Here is a 21,712-nt window from a genome sequence, read left to right on the forward strand (position 1 = left end):
CAATTTTAGTCAAAATAAAAAGGGTGGAATCAACCACCCAGTAATATTACTTACAAATTCCAAACCAAAAACAAGTCCAGAAAGTTGCGCCCATAATTAGGGAATAACGGTTAGCGAATTTCAACATTGTTCTTCACCTCCTTTAAAGAGGGGTTCAAGAATTTATTTAAAACCCTAGAGTAATTTTCAACCACGTGAAAATAAAAGAGCTGGCTAAGGAGAAACCAATCCCGTAAATTCCCCATTTCATTTTATTACGTTCCTTCACCTCATCGTTTCGGTCTTTCGTAATTGCACTGACTTTATTATTAAGGTCAAGGTTAGTTAGTTCTTGCCTGTGCATTGCGTCTTTGATTGAATCTATTCCATCAGCTATTTTGTCTGTTTTAGAGGTCTGAACATCATTATTTCTGTCGATTTTATTTTCAATTTCTCTAAATTTTTCATCAATCTTTCTCTCTATCTTTTCATCTTGTTCCGACATTTCTTTTTTGAGTTCTTTCAAATCTGATTTGACGTCTCTGATGTCATCTTCAACAACAGAGACTCTAACCTCTAAGCTTTGCACATGCTTAGCCTCCTTAAAATTATGTATTAAAAAAGTAGAGGGGAGTAGTTTATCCCTCTACTTTGAAATAGCATTTTCAAGTTCTTCAATTTTTGCTTGTTGTTTTTTAACTGCATCCCACAATAAAGATGTCATAGTATACACATCGATTGCATCACCTTCATGTAACACTTCATCTACATCTTCAAGGATAACGCCATATTTAGTCTTCTTAATATTATTTTCTAAATCGGACTTCAAATTATATTGTTTGATGTCAGTTTTCTTGAGTAACTCTAGAGAATTAACTTTTAAATCTTCAATATTAGTTTTGTATTTTCTCGAAGAAACAGAGTTTAATTTACTAGCTTTAATAGGTTTATAAGAAATCTTTTTACCACTATTAAATCCACGTTTATCAGTTACACAAAACTCACCATCTACACCAGCATAAAAATTATGACCACTAGATTTAATACCACCTGATGTAAGGGCTGACGTAGTATTTAATGTGCCTCCACCAGAGCCATTGAAATATACTGAATGCTTACCATTACGTGTGGTAATACTGTCGGTCTGAATCTTACCGATATTAAGTGTTACGTTGGCAGAAGGATCGCCTTTAGCATCTAGGCCGTAAATAGTAGGCACCTTAGACTTCATAAATCTTAAACCTGAGCCCAATCCTAACTGTTCATCTCCATATACAAATCTACCTGAATTATCTGTACTAACACCAAATGAGAATTCATTAGTGCCAGCTCTAAGGTTTTCATGTGGTTTAATGACTACATTAGATTGGCGTGATCTATTAAATACTGTAGCAGCAGCGTCGACATGAATTTGTCCGCCTGTGGCTTGTAATCCAATAGCACCTCCAGCTGAATAGATAGTAACACCACGATTTTTTGAGTAAGCGTGTGAAAAGAATTCTATTGTACCAGAAGATATCACTCTTCCTTGAGGGTCAGAAATTTTACCTGAACCATCACGGAAGGTTGAAATACCGTCAGATGTATAATATAGTGACCTCCATGTAGAGGAAGTTGTATTGTCAGGGCTAATAGTGTCAGCCAATTCTGGGTAGTCTATTAATGCTCCTTGAGGATCACTAATACGTAACATACCATCTGACAAGTTAACTTCCTGAATACGGTTTCTATTTTTACCATCACGCCACTGTCTTTCATAATAACCACGAGTACGCAATGAACCATTATCAATACTGAGGAAAGCATTAGGATCTAATTTATTTGATGTATTTTTAAATGATACAGCTCCATTGAAATCGATATTATTTGCTTTAATTTTTATACGCTCAGTTGATTGATTTATCAGTGATTTAACTTCTTCGGCGCCAACTTTTTTACCTACCTCAGATGTAAATTCATTAGCTGTTTGAGTAATTTTTGAGAACTTTTCTTCATTATCTTTCATATTTTGTTCAAAAAGAGATTTCTTTACAACATTAGTACTCATTTCTGTTTCTAAAATTTGAATTCGGCCTGTATTACTTTTAATAGTCTTAGAATTGTCTTCAATTTTTTGAGTTAGCTTAACATCTAAATCTTTAATCTTTTGGTAAACATCATTGTATGAAGGTGTCCATGTAGTAGGACGATTTCCTTCTTCAACTTTTAAGGAATTAGCTTGAATAGTTAATCCAACACTATGGGCAATATGGATAACTTTCTTTTCTGAAGATAAACCTTTAGTTGACGTCGATAACTTATACTTTTTAAAATCATTAGTATTATTGTCTAATTTAATTTCTTCTGACCACTCAGAATTTCCGATTTTAAACTTAAATGTGCCATTTTCTTTTAAAGGTTTTGCTTTAAAAGTGATACTAGCATAACTATCAGGTGTAACTTCTTCTTCTAATTCGAGGGAATAACTAGAGCTTGATAAATAAGAGTCGTTAGGGGATATATTGACTGTTTTATGACTTAAATCAGTTGATGCATCAAATCCATTACTAGGCTGTTTTAGTTTAAAATCTTTTTCGAATTCTGTTCCACCTAGTAAATTACGTGCACCAACAGTAATTGCTCTCATTTCATCTCTTAAATCATCTGTTAGTTTATTAACTACTACTTTATCTTCTTTAGTTTTATATATATCTTGTATTACAGAAGTGTCCCAGCCAGCTATATCTTCCCAATCTAGAGCATCAATACCGTCATACCTGAATACTTTGTTTTCTTCAATAACATACAAAGTATCTCCGTTATTTGGATTAGGGTATTTCTCACTACGTTCTTGAATAGTTTTTACATAGGGAATCCAGTTCATCATACGACTGTCGCCAGCAGTGTTTGCATAGTCACCAGCTGCGTTCGCATAGTCTCCACGATCTTCAGCATATTCGCCTTGACGTTGTGTAACTCTTCCATTTTCTTCTGTTTCATTAAATAATTCCTGTAACATAGTTAGCTCTTCTTTATCGCCAACTTGTTCAAAGTCCTCGTAAACTTCATATCTAAATACAAGCGATGTAACTCTTTCTCTATCTTTATAAGAAGCAAATCGTGCTTTATATGTGCCTGTGAGTTTCATATCTGCATGTCGAAGTTCATAAACTACAAATTGCTTCCCATCATAATGGGCTAAGCCTGTATTACGTGTGCCAGTTTCAACATGCTCGATACTTACAGTAAAACGTTCTCCTTCTTTCAATTCCATTCTTCTTCCACCATCATACAACTCTATATATAAATAAGCTGAGTCATATTGTACAAATTTGATTTGTGGGTTAGGGTTCTGTTGTTTTACATCAAGTTTTAATACATATGTATTATCAAATTTAGGCACTATTTAACACTCCTTATTATTAAGAAAAGCCACAGGATTATTAGTCCTGTGACTGTTCTTTAATCTTATTTAATTGCACACTTAAAGCCTGATTTTCAATTTCCAATTCGATTGTGTAGTCAGTTTGTCTTTTAATCGTTTCAAGCGCTTTGTAATATTTATCTTTCATATATTCTAAAGACATTTCTAATTGTTCTAATGAAGTTTGTTGTTTCAATTAAATATCTCCTTGTTATCGTTTTGCTCTTAGTAAAGCTAGTTGTTCTTCTAACTCTCTAATCTTTCTTTGCTCAGGTGTTTCTAGTTCACGTTCTTTAAATTCATATCCTTCTCTAGGGACAAGGTGGAATTTATTATCGATTAACTTAACACGTAAATCATCAATCTGCTCATGAATATTATCGTCAATAATAAAAGTAATAGAAGGGATTTCTAACATGTTATCAGTACCGATTGAACAACGTCCAAATTGACCATCTTCATCGATAGTATTAACTCCAATAGCTAGTACTGAGAGACCCATGATGTAATAGCCATCTTGATCTACTAATGAGTCATATGTTTTGATAGGTTTTAAAGTCATAATATATCTCTCCTTATGGTTTAATATCTGTTAACACAGTACGTTTAATACGAAAAGTGCCTGCGTGAAAGGTAGCTTTAGCTCCCGTAAGAGCGGCTTGTAATTCAAATATTCTAGTTTTATTATTAGGTTTCATACCTAATTTTTTCTCTAAATCTATAACAATAGTAGGGGTTACCCAGGAAGTTGATTTGATTTTTTCTTCATGCAATGTAGTACCACCTGTAGTAGTTCTCCATCTTAAATGTAATGTCACATCAGCAACATTATTAATACATGATAATTCAATCATTAAGTATCGTTTAGTATAGTCGTATGTATATCTATTTACACGAGCCCATAATGTACCACCGTTTTCTATTAACTGCTTATGTCTTTTACCATAGTCATAAGTGCCCCAGTCTAATACATACACCCCTGTAAATACAGATATATCTACATGAGGTTTATTATTATATTTAGCGTTAGTCGGTTCGCTTGCAACATAGTTTGTAGAATAAAATTGAGGTTCATAAGCCTGGACATTAGCTGAGTTCATGTCGTAACCATTTTCTAGTTTGGTAACTCCATCTTTAATTTGTGTAATGCCTTTAGGTGATAGGGTAAGGGAGTCGTTGTTACTCTTATCAGTAATTGAAAGAGTATCGCCTGAAAATGTGAGGTTGCCATTAGTATTTTCAATAACTGTCATATCAGTGTTTATTCTAAGGTTACGTGTAATCATTTCAATACTTTCAGGGTTAATTGCTATTCTGGAAGTTATATGATCCATGTCTAATGAATCCGACTTATTTTTAGCCCATGGAGTCGCAACAGAACCGAATTCTAATTTAGGTAAACCATAGTATATTTTTAAGTTTGAATTGGCATAAGAAGAAGTTCCGTTATATCTTAATAATGCTCTTAAATATTTAGTTTCACCATTTGTGGATTGTGAAGGTACAGTACCTGTGCAAGAGATTCTGAACCATTCATCATATTTAACTTCATGTGGTGCTATGCTAGCTCTCATGAAATAAGGATTACTTATCTGTTTAGTATTTTCATAAGTTGCTACTTCAATATAAATATTTCCATTTAAATATGGCTTAGCACTTGACGGTACGTAGATGTATGTTGAGAAGGTTAAAATATCACCAACTGCATAGTCAGCACTTTTACCAACCATAGAAAAAGGAGTAGAGAAAGTAGGATAACTGTTATTATTAGAAAAAGTCATTTCTGCAACTCTATGTGATTTACTACCTCTATAATCTAGAGCATTTTCACCTTCTACTAAAGTCGCTCTTAGAATTGATAATTTACTGTTAGAGATAGTAGAGCCAATATATCCAAAATATATGTTTAATTCTTTGCTTTGAGAATTTGCCGTAAATGTAAGCACATTCTTTTCATCTCTATTTAATATTACTCTCTCTTGATTTCCTTGAGGTGCCGATGGCATTACTGTTAACCCATTCAAGTATGCATCAGATTCGTATTCAAATTGTAATGTATATTTCTTATTAGGTTCCAATGGTTTAGCTAATTTATAGTTGATATGACTTTGGCCATTATATCCAACTAAGTTACTTCTATATCCACTATCTAATAGCAGGTTTTCATCTGAGTTAATACTCATCTCTGAAAGTTTAGGTACACGAAAATTTCTACTTGAACTATAACTATCAGTCCAACCCAGTTCATCTGAACCAAAGTCGGTATTAGGTATCAAATTGTTGAGTTGATTTTTAGAAGCAAGTTCTTTAACTTCAAGAGTAATATTATTTGAAGTTTGGTCTATTTTAGAATCTAAACGTTCATAATTAGTAGTAGTACCTAGATACTTTGTATAGATTACATCTATATCTGCAGTTCTACTATAAGATTGATAAAGGTTTATTGTTGGTTTACCACGCTCATTTAATTCGAAAAGAGGATGTACAGTGTTCGTGCCTTTTTCATCTATAATTGTTAAATTAAATCCTTTACCTGTGCCCTTACTAGTAAATAGGGCAGTTGCTCCAGTGACAGTAGTATTGGATCTTGTTTTAGCTGTTACTTCATAAGAGTAGTTATCATTAAACTCATTTCCATTAACTTCTCTTAAAACTTGAGCTTGTTTGTTTTGTACCTGGTAAGTAGTTTCATAAGTAGATACCTTTTGTAATTGAGCATCTAATTCACTTTTACTTACTGCATGAGTAATTTTATCTTTGTTTTGTTGGATAAATGAGTTGCTAGCTTCAATTTTAGTGTTTTGCTCTTGTAATTTAGACTCTACTTCGGGAAGATATGAATCACGCCATTGAGTACCGCTAACTCGTGAAGCTATTTGTTCTGCTGTCGTAGTGAATTCTGAAGACTTCCACTCGTCAAATCTTTCTTGTACTATCTGACCAGCTTGTTTTGCAGTGTTAGCAATAATATCTTGAAGAGCTTCATTAATAGTTGCTTCATAATCTGAAATGGATTGCTTATAAAGTTCTAAAGATTGTTGTACAGAAGCGTTTTCTTCTTCACTTACTTTTTTGTCTGAAATTGAATTCTTAATTAAGTTAGTAACATTATTTAGGTTAGTTAATAAAACTCTTAATTTCTGTGAGACTTTGGTTTTAAGGTTTCGTGATAATTGTGAGTTATTAGAAATAGTTTCACCTTGTTTATTGATACGATTGCGTTCGACATTTAACATCATTAATATAGCTTTTAAAGAGCTGTCTTCTTCAATAGAAATTAATCTATCTTCAAATGCATCTAGGACTTTTTTATCAATTTCAGATGTTAAACTTTTTAAACCTTCAATATCCTTACTTACTTTATCTTTGTAAGCGTCTAAATCAGCTTGTACTTTATTTGCAACAGTATCATCAGTATATTTACTAGCTTTAATCCAATCGCTTGAAACATATACTTGCCCTGAAGTACGTGCTTGCTTACAAACTAAAATATCACCAAGTCTTCCTTGAGTCCATATATCACCAGGATCATAGGGCGGTTTTGGCTCTCTAACGAACACTCGTCGTTTACCATCGGCTGTATCTTGAGCATTTTTTGCACTTGTTAATGCATTAGTTATAATTTGGTCTTCTACTAATTGCCACGTGTAATCATTTTCTGTTTTTATAAATCTATAAGCTAGCCCAGTCTTAGTATCCAATAGATAATCCCCAATATGAGCATCCTTTATATCATTAGTAGTCCATTCACTAGCAGGTTTATTACTAAGCGTTGGTTTATGTGATACATAATGTGTTTCTATAGCACCATCAACTTGCTTTTGCAATGATTCAACTTCTGAATTAACTTGTGAAATAAGTGCATTAAACTTTTCGGCTTGTTGGGCTGCAATATCACTAGCTGCGTTTACTGACATTATAGCTAAGCTATCTGTAATTGCAGAAGTGTATTCGCTAAGTTTTTTATTATAATCGTTTAGGAGTTGAGTTACATCTTGCTTTTCTTGAGCGTCAATCTTTTCATCGGCAATGACTTTATTAATTAATTCTCTAAGCCTAGTGTGAGTAGTGGTGTATGCTGAACGCTTATTGCTAACTAATTGACGAATTTCATCATTAATATATTTATTGCTCATTAGGGTAGCATATTGTTCTTCAACATCTTTAAATTCACGATCTAACATATCAAGATGTACCATTAATCTAGATTTTTCTTGTAACGTTATTATTCCGTCTTTAAACGATTCGCTCACAACATTCTCTATCTCACCAATATTGTCTTTTAAGTCCTTTAAGTCATTGTTAATCTCTTCTTTTAAGCTATTAAATTGTCCTAAAATATATCCTTCATTGTCTTTAGAATAATTTTCTGAGATTTTAAGAACGGCTTCAGTATACTTTTCCTCAAATAATGCTAAGTGATTTTTGTAGTTTTGATACTTAGTTTTATAATTAAATTTTTCTTGATCATCAGATTTACCATCTTCGATCATATCTTCAACATATTCTATAAAAGCTTTGTGGGTGTTGAATAAACTATTATATGCTGTCTCTAAAGGGGCTTTATCTTCTTTATCAAGTTGTTTATTTTGAATTACTGTTGTATATCTATTAGTAATATCACCAAGTTCACTAGATATTATCATGAGTACTGTTTTAATATTTTCAATTTCAATAGAATCAAAAATATTGTCGGCTGATGACTGCTCGATTAAGTCGTTAGCTTTTTGAATAGAAGTTTTGAGATCGCTCATCTCATCTTTCATATCAGCTTGAATACGTTCAGCATAGCTTTTAGAATCTTCTACTATTTGTTTCAATTGGTTTTCTTTTGTGCGTTCAAGAATTTCTTGTACCAATAGCATTAATTCTTTAACTTCATCTTTGAACTGAATTAACGACTCATTAACAGTTTTAGATTCTTGAGATGTTATTTCTTTATCTTTAACAGTCTCGTTTATATTCATAACTAATGATTGGTATAAACCATTGTAAATAAGTACAGCTTCATCCAATTTAACAATGTCATCTAGTAATATATATGGACTATTGTAGGCCGAATCGACCTGTTGCATATATTCAGCATTTTCTTTCTCGAGATTTGATAATGTTTGTTCAATTAAGCGTTTCTCAACATCAGTTATAATACCGTCTTTAAAGGTCTCTTGTAGAACTTTTGAGGTTGTTTCGACGATATAATCCACATCATTTGCTTCACTGATAGCTTCATCAATTTTACGTGCAAACTCATCTCTAATTATGTCATTTTGAACTTTATTTTCTTCACGCATTTGATTTTTCAGTGTTTCAAAATAATCATTACCGTCATTTGCTAGAAGGTTAAAATTAGAAACGTTAGCAGTTAAACCATCTTTATCAAATCTTACAGTTCCAGACTCATTTTCAAGTGTCAATGTTTCACCAATAATCATAGAACCAATGACCATTTCGGCATTAATACCGCTAGGGGTAACACCAGTTTTAAACGTTTCACCACCATCTTTAGTCATTGCAATAACGCCACCAACCATTATTACGTATTCATTAGGGTTCTCGTTTGAAACAACTTTAACACCATGCGAGCCAATATCGACAGTTTCATTACCTGCCATAATACGTTTTTTATTAGCATCCCATTCACCTTGAATAAGCTTGCTCATCTTAGTTAGCTTACCTTTTTGGTCACGTATTTGTTGCTTATGAAAGTTAACTTGACCTGCATTTGAAGCGGTTGAAGCGATAAGTTCAGATACTTTTTCACTCATGTCTTTATAATCAATTACATCACTAACAGTAAGAGTTACGCTATTGTCATCAAAATTAATAGTCATATCAGTGATATATGCTTTTAGTTTTTCATTAAAAACTTTATTAGAGAAAGTAATAATATCTCCAGTTACTAACTTATCCCAGTTGTGCTTATCTTCAAGAGATTGTATAAAATTAACAACACTTATGGTCAATTGTCGATTGAGTTTTTTCTGCTTCTTCATTTGTATAATAGCATCGTCATATAGTTCTTTAGCTTCAGTGTGATTTTCTTGTTGCCAAATACCACCATAAACAAACTGCTCACGTTCTTTGTATAATTCTTCAGATAAGAAATTTTTAGGGTGCATAGAGTCTATTAATGATTTTTTCTCATTCTCTAAGACTTTCATTCGTTTTTCAACAACGCTTAGTGCTTTGGACTGATTAGACACTAGAACTTTATACTTTTCATAGTTATACTTTTCTTCGATATGTTTAGTATTCTCATCTTCAAAATCTTCCTTAGATGACCTTGTTAAAACAACGTGTAAGTTTACATTGCTGCTTAAAGCCTTTATATTGTAAGTTAATTTTTCTTTGTATTTAGTAGCATCTTGAAAGTCTCCAGAATCTATTTTTAAGTATAACCAGTCGTTCTTTTGAATGTCATAACTATTACCTTGAAACTTGATTCTAGCTAAATTTCCATTATTTTTAATCATAAGTACATAATAAGATGATTTTTCTACAATGATGTCAAAACTTTGCTTCTTGATGCCCAGGTCAATGTATTCTGATTTAGGTGTTAAAATTTCTTTACGCTGATTTTGTCTGTCTAGAATAGCGCTTAGTTGATTTAACTTAAATTGTTCTTGAGTAAATTCTCCAAGTAAATCACTATATTTTTTGGTTAGCTGTTCTGCATATTCTTTTTTAGAGTCATAGTAATCTTTATAGTCTAATAAAGCATGACATAAATTATCAGACATGTAATCACTATGCTTAATAACATTTCTGTTAACATCACGTTTAAAAGGATGCATAAAATATGAGAAGTCTTCTATATAATCTGTACCAGCTGGGTTAACGCCTTGAATAGTTAATCCGTTATTTCCGAACGGGTAGAGTCTTGTAATAATATCTTTGGAAAGAGTTTGATCTTCAAATGATTTTAAATAACTATTTTCTCTTATACGTAAACCACGGTTAGTACCAACGTTATCTTTATGATAAAACGAGACTTCACGACTCAAATTATTGAAAATAGCTACAGAGTCGAATTGAGTATTAACTTGGTCAATTAACCCCATTACAGTCGAGTTAGTTGCTTGTAATTCTCGCTTAACTTCACGTAGTTTAGGGTCAACGTATTTAATAGACCAGAGAGGGGCATAAGATTCAAATATCTTGTTAATCATTTCATTTAGCTCAGTACCTAATAATTCTATCTCGTTAACAGATTTTTTATTAAGTTCAGTACATAATGAATCAGCAACAACTTGAATAGAATCGGATTCATTAGAAACTTTCTTTATGTCATCAATTACTAATAAATCCTTGAACCCGTTATAATGATATTCAATTATATATTTGTTTTTAATCATGTTATATATCGAATTAGTTCTTGACTCATGATCTGACTCATCGAATATAACAGGAGCAACCTGAAATGATAATTGATTAATATTATTATGTTTAAAGGTACCTTGAAGCTTGGTAATACCACTTATGCGCTCAATTCTTGTAAAGTCTGGCTTTAATAACCAAAGTTTAGGTTTAGGTCTATCTTCAAAATCATAAGTAAAATGTTTATTTAAAGCCATTTGTTTTTCCTCCTAATTTTATATAAAAAAGCCACGGCACAAAGCCATGGCTATAATAAAACAAATTGATATGTAATTTTTAACCTATAGTTTCCAAAAAACTCTAGGTCATTGTATCCACGTTTAAGTCTGATAAAATTATCATCATGTGAATTATATTTATAGTAGGGTGCTGGTCTAGATGTATAAATCTGCTCTGAAGAACCAATCATTTTAATTTGCTCCCCACTAATATTATCTGTAATTATAGTTTGTTCTCCTGTATCTAGATTCCTAACCATAATATCTGAACCGTCTCTAGACTCAAATAAGAAAGTAGGGTATACAGCTTTGTCGCCATAGTTGAAAACTGTAATTTTATCAGCGCCTATCTCATATGATCCATCTATTAAGCGATGATTCCTTTCAATAAAATCGGCTACTTGATTGTTAATTTCTTGAGAGCGTGCTGCAAACTCCAAAAAGCGCTTATAATGAGGTTGTATATCATCCCATTGATACAATTTCATGTTGTCACCTTTGACTAGTGAGCTAATTTCAGTCCTCAAATCATTAAATAAAATATCAATTTTATCCTGAAAATCTGAGATGTTAATGCCTTCAACTTTACTAAGTTTGTCAAAGGATTCAAGCAGTTCATTATAAATGTTAACTACTTTATCATTGTACTTCTCTAGCATATTTAAATAATCGCCGTATTCAAAATACACAAGTTTTTCAATAGGTGTGCCTTTATCTAATTTAGACTTATTAAGGTCATTTAATTCCCATAAGTCTATATAATCAATGTGACCCTTAGTGTTTCTAAAATCTAACTCTATATAAGCATGTGAATCAAAGTATGGATATTTTACAAGCACTTCATCATCACTTAAGTTATCGAATTCTTCATATTCTTTATCATTTACGCTATATACACGTATATAAGATAACTTTGCATCATTATTATTACTAGAAGATATAATTATAGAGTTGTCAGATTTGGAACCAATAAACTTCATTCTGTTAATGCTACTAGATGTGTTGGTATTAGTATTTGCTCCAATTGTAATAGATGAATTCTTATTTCTATCTTCAGATATCATGACGTATTTTACACCGTCTATAATACTGATAGGGGATGAAAGTTTACCGTGGTTTTTTAATAACTGAAATTCAGTATCTTTATCTATCTCAAATGAACCTGTTTCACCGACTTTAGTCCATCCTTCACCTATGCCATCTTTAGAACTATCTAAATCAAAAGTTCCTGAATGTCCCATGAGATTTCTTCTGAATACAAATTCGTGAACAGGGGTATCATCAATCTTGTAATCATTCTCATGGATTCGAATTTTTCCACCTTTACCATGAGCTCTCATGTAATAATTGCGCTTATAATTACCATTGAATCGCTTTCGCAATTGGACATTGTTAAGCGTTAATTTACCTTTTTCATCGAGCTGAATATCATCTAAGCTTCCATATACCAATTTCCAGCCATCAGGTAACTTATCTTTATTTTTATCCTTGAAAAATTCTTCAACGTTAGCATAATTTGTTCTAGCTACATACTGTTTTAAAGATTTTCCTATATTATTAGAAGTCAATGATAGGCTTGAAAATTCACTATTATATTCATCACGTATTTTTTCTGATGCGCTACGTGTAAAATCATATTCTTCTTCCATTACTTCCGAATAGCGACGAGAGCTATTGGTAGTAAATTCTAAGTCAACATAACCATCATTTATAACATTATGTGATAGCTCGGAAGCTCCTGTAACCATCGCATACACAACTATATGCATATTGGCTTCCTCTTTGGTATCAAACTTTAATTCTTTGTAGGTAGAGGTGTGTAACCATCTACGTAACGCCATTAAGTCTAATTGACGTAATTTATGTTCATCGAATAACAATCTAATTTTAAATTTCAAAGGTTCTTCATTGAAACCAAGCAGGTAACTTTTATCGCTGTATCTAGTTTTTTCTACTATTAAGCTTCGGTCTGGCAAAAATGTCTCTTTTGCCAAACCTGAGTCTGCTTGAACATTCATTACAAAGAAATCCTTTGTATGTTGACCGTTAAAGATGAAGTGGGGCGCATTACTTAACTCAGTGTATTCCATTGAGTATATATCCCTCACTAATACTCATCTCCTTGTCATTATAAAGTACCACTCTTGCGTAGGGCGGTTTCAAGGTTGTTAACAAGATTGTCTACTTCCTTTTGAGATCCATTGAAGTTTTCTATGTTAACTAAAGCTTTAGCTTGAGTGTTGTTATTTGTTGTAACGTTAGATATCGCTTTATTAATATCTTTAGGCTTCATAACATCTTTAATATTTAAACCATTCAGTATAGCAGAAGGGGCTAATGCGTTTAGTTGTTTAATAGCCGCAGCGGTAGCCTCGCTTAATGGCTTCGGTTTAAGGTTAGATGTAGGAAGTGGGATATTACCAGAGCTGTTGTTTTCATTAAGAATAGTTGCTACATCAACTAAGTTTTTGAATGTTTCATTTATAGCGTCTAATATGTTTTGACCTATAGAATTACCGATATCTTTCATATTATCCGAAACAAACTTGGATAGGTCTGTAACCATAACTTTATACTTATCAACTTGACCTTTCATAAGTTCTTCTTGAATTTCATTGTACTTACGAGTGTCTTCAAGTAAGTCAGTAAAGGCTTTATTTAAATCTTCTTTTTGCTGCTGTAATTGGTCGTTCTTGTCTTGTAATTCATCTTGTAAAGCTTGTTTCTTATCTTCACGATTTTTGTTTCTTAAATATGCCTCGTATTCTTCTTCGCCTTTTTGAAGTTGTTCACGCAAGTCTTTAAGTTTCTTTTGGTTAGCTAAACTGTCATCGCCCATGCGACTAGCAATCTCTTCACGAATTTTATTGAGAGCTTCTGTTTTATCCTTGACGTCTTTTTGGAAGGTCTCATCTTTAGCTTCATCATCTAATAATCGAATCTTTTTATTTATCATCTTTTCGAATTGCTTGTATTCATCATCATAAGCTTTAGTAGCTACTTCAAGCTGCTTCTGATAAATTGTTTTAATTGATTGGATCATCGCATTTGCCATTTCAGAACGCACAGTGTGTAAAGCCTTGTTACTTTCTTGAAGCGAATTAGTTACCTCGTCAATGGAATCTCTTATTTTCTGAGCTTGAGAAGGAAGAGATTTATAAAGCTCCAACATGTCTTCAAGTTCTTTCTTATTCTTACGTAGTGCCTCTTGCTCTTTTGCATAACCTTTAATCATTTTTTCTTGGTTATCTCTGAATAAATCAATCTGATATTCAGAAGAAATAAATGCACCATTATATTCAAAAGTACGTAAGTCCTTTTGGAAATCCTTAAGTCTACGTAAGTTAATAGTTAATTGACGTTCAATGTCTATTTCAGCAGCTTCTTTTAAAAACTCATGTGCCGATAGGGCAGCATCATCATATGCAGTCTTCATCTCATTTAATTGTGATTTAATACGCTTTTGTAATTCTGCATTTTTACCAATTTTTTTAGATTGTTCCTCTAATTGACTAATGTAGAACTGTGTTGTGTCAGCACGTTTCTTAGCTTCTTTGTGTTGCTCAGTTGTAAGCCTAACAAGTTCTGTAGCTTGTTCTACATCCATAGCATCTAAATGACTCTTTTGTTTGCTATAGCCATCTATAATACGTTGGATTTTGTCAGCATCATCATTATAATCATCAATTATTTGGTCTACTAATGAAGCGGCTATTTCACCTCTAGCTCTCATAACACCATTTGCGATGTCTCGAATATTTTGCTCAGCTTCACGCTTAGCTTTTTCCATTTCATCTCTGTAAACAGTTTGACTACCGAAAATGCCGTCTTTATTGCTTTTGAGAGCCTTATTAATATAAGTGATTTTATCTTGTTCCCATTTTTGCTCTAATTCTTTAGAAATTTGTAATTCTTCATTTTTCTTTCGCCAAGCCGCCGTGTTTCTGCCTTTTTCAAACTCAATTTTGTTTAGCTGATATTCATACTTAGCAGATTTAGCAGCTTGTAATTCTCTAGAACGGTCGAATGATTCAATGTGAGACTTGTGTATGTTGTACAGATTTTCACGTTTAGCTTGAGAGTTTCTGATAGCTTCAAGTTGAGTGTCCATAAGCTTTTTACGAAGCTCATCAACTTTTTGTTTCATCTTTTCAGCTTCATTATGTTCATTTATGGCAGCTTCAATTTCGGCTAAACGTTCTTCTTGAATTCTATTAAGGTCATCAGCCATTGCAGCATCAATAGAACCAGTAGCAATTGAGCCAGTGCTTAGATTATTGAAATCTATACTTCCGCCACCTGATACTTTCAAATATCCACCTAATCTAGGATCAATAGCGGCGTGAGCACCTTTGAATGTATCCATGAAAGTACCAGTAGGAGTTCGTCCTTTATTAACTTGTACGTGTAAGTGGGGGCCAGTACTACGTCCACCTCTGCCAAATGTTGAACCAACGTTACCTACATGTTGCCCAGCTTGAACAGTAGAACCTACTTTTAGTTTAGAAGGTCTAATCATGTGCATATATGTATATGTATTTTTACCGTCAAAAATTGATATAGTGTTACCTCCACCAGTCCAACCTTTGAATGTAACAACACCAGATTTAGCAGCACGGATTGCTGAATTATTAATATTTGCACTCGTAATATCTAAGCCATAATGAGCACCTGATAAACCGCCCTTAGTATATCTACCAAAAGTAGAGTCAAATAAGTAAGCTGTAGGATCTGCTACAACACTTTTACCAGCCATTCCTTTTATAGCTTTATTACTGCCTGTACCTTTAAATTGGTTATAATATTTTTTGGCAGCAGAATTACGTTGACCTTGTGCTACTACTCCTGCACGTTCGAATTTACGTTGAAACGCATCAGCAGCTGCAACTACAGAACCTGAACTTTTTAAAGCTCTTAGTGCATTAGTTTCAGTAGTTGTTAATTCATGCCATAAAAAGTCTAGTTGCGTATTTAAATCTGACCAAGCTTTACCTTTACGTTTAGCAAAGTTTCTTAGGTTGTTAGCACGTCCAAATGACCATTGTGCTATGCCGATACCAGTACCACCTTGCTCTTTAGCAGCGGGATTAAATCTTGATTCACGCTCAATATTACCCATAATTCCAGCTACTGCGTGGTCTGATAATCCTCTAGCTTTAAGGTAATTCCAAACCTTAGCTTGATTAGAAGAACCTGATAATCCAGATATAGAACCATATTCTCCACCACTTAAACCATTTGCAGAATATCGGTAGTAGGGGACATCAACACTTGAATCAACTAGCCCATATTCTATAACTTGGCCAGCTGCAATTTGATCTTGCATAGAGCGTATTTGTTCATTTAACTTTTTAGTTTTTTCATCGATTAATCTATTTTCTTCTTTTAAAGAATCTCGATACTTTTGTGACCAAGTAGCATACTTTTGAGTGTGTAACTTTTGTTTTTCAATTTGATGATTAACCTTATCTAGAGCCATTTGTAGTTCGTCTGCAACATATGTAGTAACAGTGAAAGTTTTATATAACTTTTCAACAGTAATGCCTGCAGCTTCAGCTTCTTTATTTAGTTTTTCAGCTTCTTTTGATGCATCATCCATTGATTTTTTAGCACGGTCTAAGCCTTTACCAGCACCAGAGCCGCTACGGCCTAAACCATCCATTCCACTAGAAGCACCATAAGCTTTGTTTTTAATATCGTCTAAACTTTGACCTATGCCGCCATTTTTACCAGCGGTGATATCTGCATATTTTTTCCACTTATCGTCTTTATCTAGAATTAATTGAGAAGCATTGATTTGCAATTTGTTAGCAGCACTTTTAACACGGTCAGTTAAACCATCGGCAAAGTTATCGAACCCTGGAATCATACCTAAAGCAGTATCTTTAAGTGATGACATGATGCCCTCAGTAGTTTCAGCAATAGCAATAATATAGTTATTCCATTTGCTTCCTAGGGCTTGCATTAATTGATTTTCAAGTGCATCTTTCTTTTCGCCCAAGGTACCAAAGTTTGATAAGTCAATTCCGTAAGAATCTGCTATACTATTAACTAATTTTTCTTGTTGTTCAGCAGTGCCTTCATTATAGATTTTATTAATATCGTCTTGAAGACTTTTCATGTCAGCATAGTTAGTAGTATCGATTCCATATTGTTCCATCATATGCTTTTGAAGCTCGGTGCCTCGTCCAGCTACTTTTTGATAAAACTCTTCGCTTGTGGCATATTTTTCTTGTTGGTCTGAAATGTATTTTTCTTTTTCTTCGTCAGATTTAGCCATTAAGAAGTCTCGCATAGACGCTTCATTAAGCATTGCTTGCTCAGCTTCTTTGCCATACTCACGTACTAAATCCGTTTTTGTATCCCAACCAAGATTACCCGCATCTAATTCGCCAAGTGCTTTTCCAAGTAATTCTTGTTTATTAGCTGCCTCCTGCATGGCATTAGCAGCTTCCTCATTGGCTTCTTTCATTCTATCAGTAGCATCAGCATTATCCATTTTAGCTTGAGAGTTTTCATCTACAGCGCCAGAGTTTTGCTTCATTTTCTTAGTCAAATCAAGCGTAACTTTACCGCCTTTTGTAACTTCAGCATTATAACCTGCTTCTGCTTCAATGTTTCCTTCAAGAGATTGCTTAAGTTGGTTGATTTCTGACTTGCTCATGTTAGCACTTCTAGCTGCATCTAGAATAGCGGCACTAACTTTTGAATAGGCGGCTTCTAGCTGAGGAAGCCTGTCTGTTCGTTCTGCATCAGACTTGGCATTTTTAAATTTATCAAGTGCATTTTCATAACTTTGCATCTTTGCGATAAAGCCTTTGTCTTGAGCAAGTGAAGAGGTAAATTGATTGAATACTGATTCAGCTTGTTTACCACTTGTAATCATACCTTGTACAGACATAGTTAATGTCTGCATTACACTTTGTCCAGATGCACCTAACTCATAGTTTTTCATTTTCATGTTATTAACATGAGTATTAAATTTTGTAGCTTCAGCATCAATTTGAACACGTTCAAGCATTGCTACTTCATTTTTCTTATTAATATAATCTTGTATATATTGTTTCTTTTGATTCCACTGGCTAGCTTCTTTTGAATTGCCATCTCGCTCTGCTTGTGCAACTCTGTCATTGACTTGCTTAAGTACATTTTGAGCATCAGTTAATGATTTTACCTTTTGTATTTTACTATCAAGTGCGGCATCATCACCATGTATCGCACCGCCAACTGTCATGTTTTTAGCATGAAGTGCGTTTTCAAGGTTTGGTTTCCAAAAACCACCAGTTTGTAATTTATCTGCTTGTTCACGTGCATTTTTAGCAGCTTCAACAGCTTCTTGTTGCTTTTTAATATCAAGTTGCTCTTTTTCAATTTGCATTTGTTGCTGCATTAAATCTATACGCTGTCTTAGAATATTACTGTTAGCGTTTAGAACAGTTCCATATTGACCTTCACGTGATGATAAATCAGGGAATATATTTTTAAGTTGGGAAACTGTATCTTTATATTTTTGAGCCTCTTCGGTATTAAATGATTTACCACTATTCATCTTTTGTTGAAGCATGTCGTAGTCATCAATCAATTCTTTAATTTGAGTAGTGCCACCCATGCTCTCAATAGATTGTTTAAGGGTCTCTTGTTGCATCTTAAAATTTTCTATAGAAGATGAAGCTTTATCTGCGCTTCCTATTAATTTTTCAAGTGCAAAAGATATTCCTGTTATTACTAGTCCTATACCAGTAGCAGCTAGGAGACCTCTAAATGCCATCTTCAATCCAGCTATAGCAGCAGTTGCAGCTCTAGAAACAGCGGTAGTAGCAGTCATTTTAATATTAGTAGCTGTCAATGCGTTACTAGATAAGAGAGAGGAAATTGATAAATCTTTTTGTGCTTTAGACAAGGCGATGGTGGATGTTGTGGCTGCTTGGGCTTTAGAAGCATTTTTATCATATCTGCCTGCAGTATCAAATACTAATGATGATGCGGCACCCGTTTGGTTATCTGCGAACTTACCTTTAGCTCCTTGTACCGCAGTAACTTGTGAGATACCATCAATATTTTGTCTTACTTTCTTTAGATCATTTGCTTGAGTTATAAAGTCTGCTACACTTAATCGAGCTGATTCAAAGCCACTTCTTACATTTTTAGAAAATAAAGATAATGCTGCACCAATTGTACCTATAAGTGGGGCTGTAGTACCTAGACTTTGTAATGCTTGGGTTAATCCAGTCAGTAGGTTAGTAAAAATACGTAAACCGTCTAACATACCAGCTTTAACAAAAGCGTCACCGATTGCCAGTGCAAACTGTTCTAAAGCAACTTTAGCTTTATTAATTTTAGCTTCGACAGATTCTAGATATTTCTGGTTTTCGGCAATAGCCGAACCAGCACTATTTTCAGAAGTATTTTTTATCTGTTTATATAACGAATTAGCTTTACCTAAATCATCAAGTAATACTTGCATACGTTGGTAGTGATAAGTTCCACCTAATCCACGAATAATTGCGGCTTGTTGATCCTTATCTATACCTTTTATTTTTTGAGAAACCTCTTCTAATAATGTAATTGCGCTTTTTAAATTGCCATTAGAATCTTTCATGTCGATTCCTAAGCCTTCAATAGTATTTTTACCTGTACCTACATAAAGTTTAGGTAAAACTGCTTTCATGAAGTTACCAATTTCGTCGCCAGATTGTTTAGTTTTAGCAGTTAATGAACCTATAATTGCATTAGTCTCATGGAAGGTTAACCCCATTGATTTAGCGGTAGAACCTGCTTTAGCTTGACCTTGTGCTAGTTTATCGACAGTCGTAGCATATTCATTAGAAATTTGGTTGAGTGAATCAACTTGTCTCATAGCATCATGGGCTTGTGTTTCCCACTGAGCCGACATAGAAGTCAAATACTCTGCAGCTTGTTTTGCATCAATTTCACCAACATTAGATGCGATTAAAGCTGCATTACCAAACATGGCTGTGTCATTTTCGTTATACCCTTGGCGTGCAAATTCTGCATAGGCATCTAGAACACCACTGATTGTCTGTCCAAATTGTTGCGCAGCATCATTTGCTCTATTAAATACAGATTCTAAGTCTGCATCGTCACCCATAACTTTTGCTAAAGTAATCATCTTACTATCGATGTCAGTAATTATACTCAAAAATGTTTTACCACTTTGGATAGCACCAAAGAATAGGGTAGAGGCTCCCATCCAGATAGGGAATTTTACCATTGCTTGTCTAAATGATTCTACAAATCCCATTTGAGATCGAGTAGCTCTTTCAGCTTCGGCAGTTATAGTTCTAATTTGCCCTTGAATATTATTCATCTGATAAGCAGCATCTTTACCAAATAAGCCGCCAGAATTTAATCCAGTTAGTTCCTTCTTAAGTTGGCCAGTAGCACGTTTATTTATAGAATCAGCAAGTCTACGTTCACTACGTTCGATTTGAGCCATTATTGATTCTTGCTGTCTCAATAATTTATTTTGATTTAAATACTCAGATGTCAGTTTGTTTACTTCTGATTTAGCTTTTTCAAATTGTTGAGGATCAATAAATGAAACCTTTGACATTTTAGCAAGATGTTGCAATTGTCCTTGGATTTCTTTAGATTGAGAAGAGTTGATTTTACCTTGAGTGTTTAACTTATTAATACGGTCTATCTCTTTAGCAATATTTTTTTGAATGGCTTTTTGATGTTGAAGAGCTAAATTTTGTTCTTCAAATGCTTTTAAAGTACCATTCACTTCATTTTTTACACGATTAAATTGGTCAGACTCGAGAATACCACCAGCATTTTTAAATCTACTTAATTCAGCATATTTGCTTTTTAGCAAATCGGCTTGGTCTGTAGTAAGCTTAGCTTTAGCATTCAGTTTATCAATTGCAGCAATTTCGGACTGAATTGATTTTACTATTTGGTCATGTGTTTGCTTACGTGCCTTATCTATAGAATTAAGGTCAGTTATTTTTTGTAGACTTAAAGAACCATCATCATTAGGTTTAAAATCATAATTATGTTTGGTTAGTGCTTTTCCTGTATTACTGACTTGTTGCAAAGTGACACGATAAGCTTTTAAAGCACCATCTGCATCTTTAATCTGCTTTACTTCACTTCGCAAGTTAGCATTTGTAATTTTACTGATTTCAGATTTAAGTGCTCCAACGTTTTGGTATGATTTACCTAAATCTACTACTGTAGCTTTTAAATTTTGTAGTTTAGACTTTTCTTGCCCATCACTAAGTGTTGAGGAACTACCTAAACTATTTTTTAAATCTGCTCCCATTTGAGCAGCATTACTTAAAGTCTTACCAGCGTTTTTAGCAGAAGTGGTATCAACATTCGCTTCAATGTTTACTTTGACTTTTTGTTTAGCCATTTCATTTGAAATTTTCGAGATGGCTTTTCGTATGTTGGATTTACTTTGAGTAATGTTTACATCAAGATTAACTTTAATTATCTTGAGTTGACTTGATTTATTAACTGTATCGACTACTGAGTTTGCGCTTTTTCTAGCACTCTCAGATGTACCTTTATTTTGATTAACTTCTAAACCTACACTAATATTATTGATATTCTTTTCGATATCTTTAAGTGTTTTGTTAATCGACTGTTGTGAGGAGCTTGAATCAACATCTAACGTTGACAAAATTCCTATATTAAAATCTGCCAATTACTTTTTCACTCCTTGCATCACGTACATAAAATAAAAATTCTATCTTTCAAGTCTCAC

7 protein-coding genes are annotated in these 21,712 nt (G+C 33.5%); all 7 read right to left on the reverse strand.

Annotated features, from left to right (window positions below):
* Positions 1 to 166 precede the first annotated feature (166 nt).
* The gene (locus tag SHYC_RS04720) at positions 167 to 568 is read right to left on the reverse strand and encodes a guided entry of tail-anchored proteins factor 1 (protein WP_039644900.1); all 402 of its coding nucleotides are present in this window, start codon (positions 566 to 568) and stop codon (positions 167 to 169) included.
* Positions 569 to 625: 57 nt separating this feature from the next.
* Positions 626 to 3,361, reverse strand: coding sequence for a tail fiber domain-containing protein (locus SHYC_RS04725; RefSeq protein ID WP_039644902.1), 2,736 nt, complete (start codon positions 3,359 to 3,361; stop codon positions 626 to 628).
* 40 nt (positions 3,362 to 3,401) lie between these two features.
* A complete protein-coding gene (locus SHYC_RS12265) occupies positions 3,402 to 3,578 on the reverse strand; it encodes a hypothetical protein (protein ID WP_158484638.1) in 177 nt (58 codons plus the stop codon).
* A gap of 15 nt (positions 3,579 to 3,593) precedes the next feature.
* On the reverse strand, positions 3,594 to 3,944 hold the full coding sequence (locus SHYC_RS04730) for a hypothetical protein (RefSeq protein ID WP_039644909.1): 351 nt from the start codon (positions 3,942 to 3,944) through the stop codon (positions 3,594 to 3,596).
* A 13-nt stretch (positions 3,945 to 3,957) separates the two neighbouring features.
* Entirely contained in the window at positions 3,958 to 10,956 is a 6,999-nt protein-coding gene (locus tag SHYC_RS04735) for a hypothetical protein (RefSeq protein ID WP_052257808.1), read from the reverse strand.
* 50 nt (positions 10,957 to 11,006) lie between these two features.
* Positions 11,007 to 12,995, reverse strand: a complete 1,989-nt coding sequence (locus SHYC_RS04740) for a hypothetical protein (protein WP_231912803.1) — start codon at positions 12,993 to 12,995, stop codon at positions 11,007 to 11,009.
* Between the two features lie 110 nt (positions 12,996 to 13,105).
* Positions 13,106 to 21,652 (reverse strand): phage tail tape measure protein, encoded by an 8,547-nt coding sequence (locus SHYC_RS04745; RefSeq protein ID WP_039644928.1) that lies wholly within the window; start codon positions 21,650 to 21,652, stop codon positions 13,106 to 13,108.
* Positions 21,653 to 21,712: the final 60 nt, after the last annotated feature.

The organism is Staphylococcus hyicus (assembly GCF_000816085.1).
Classification (GTDB): Bacteria; Bacillota; Bacilli; order Staphylococcales; family Staphylococcaceae; genus Staphylococcus; species Staphylococcus hyicus.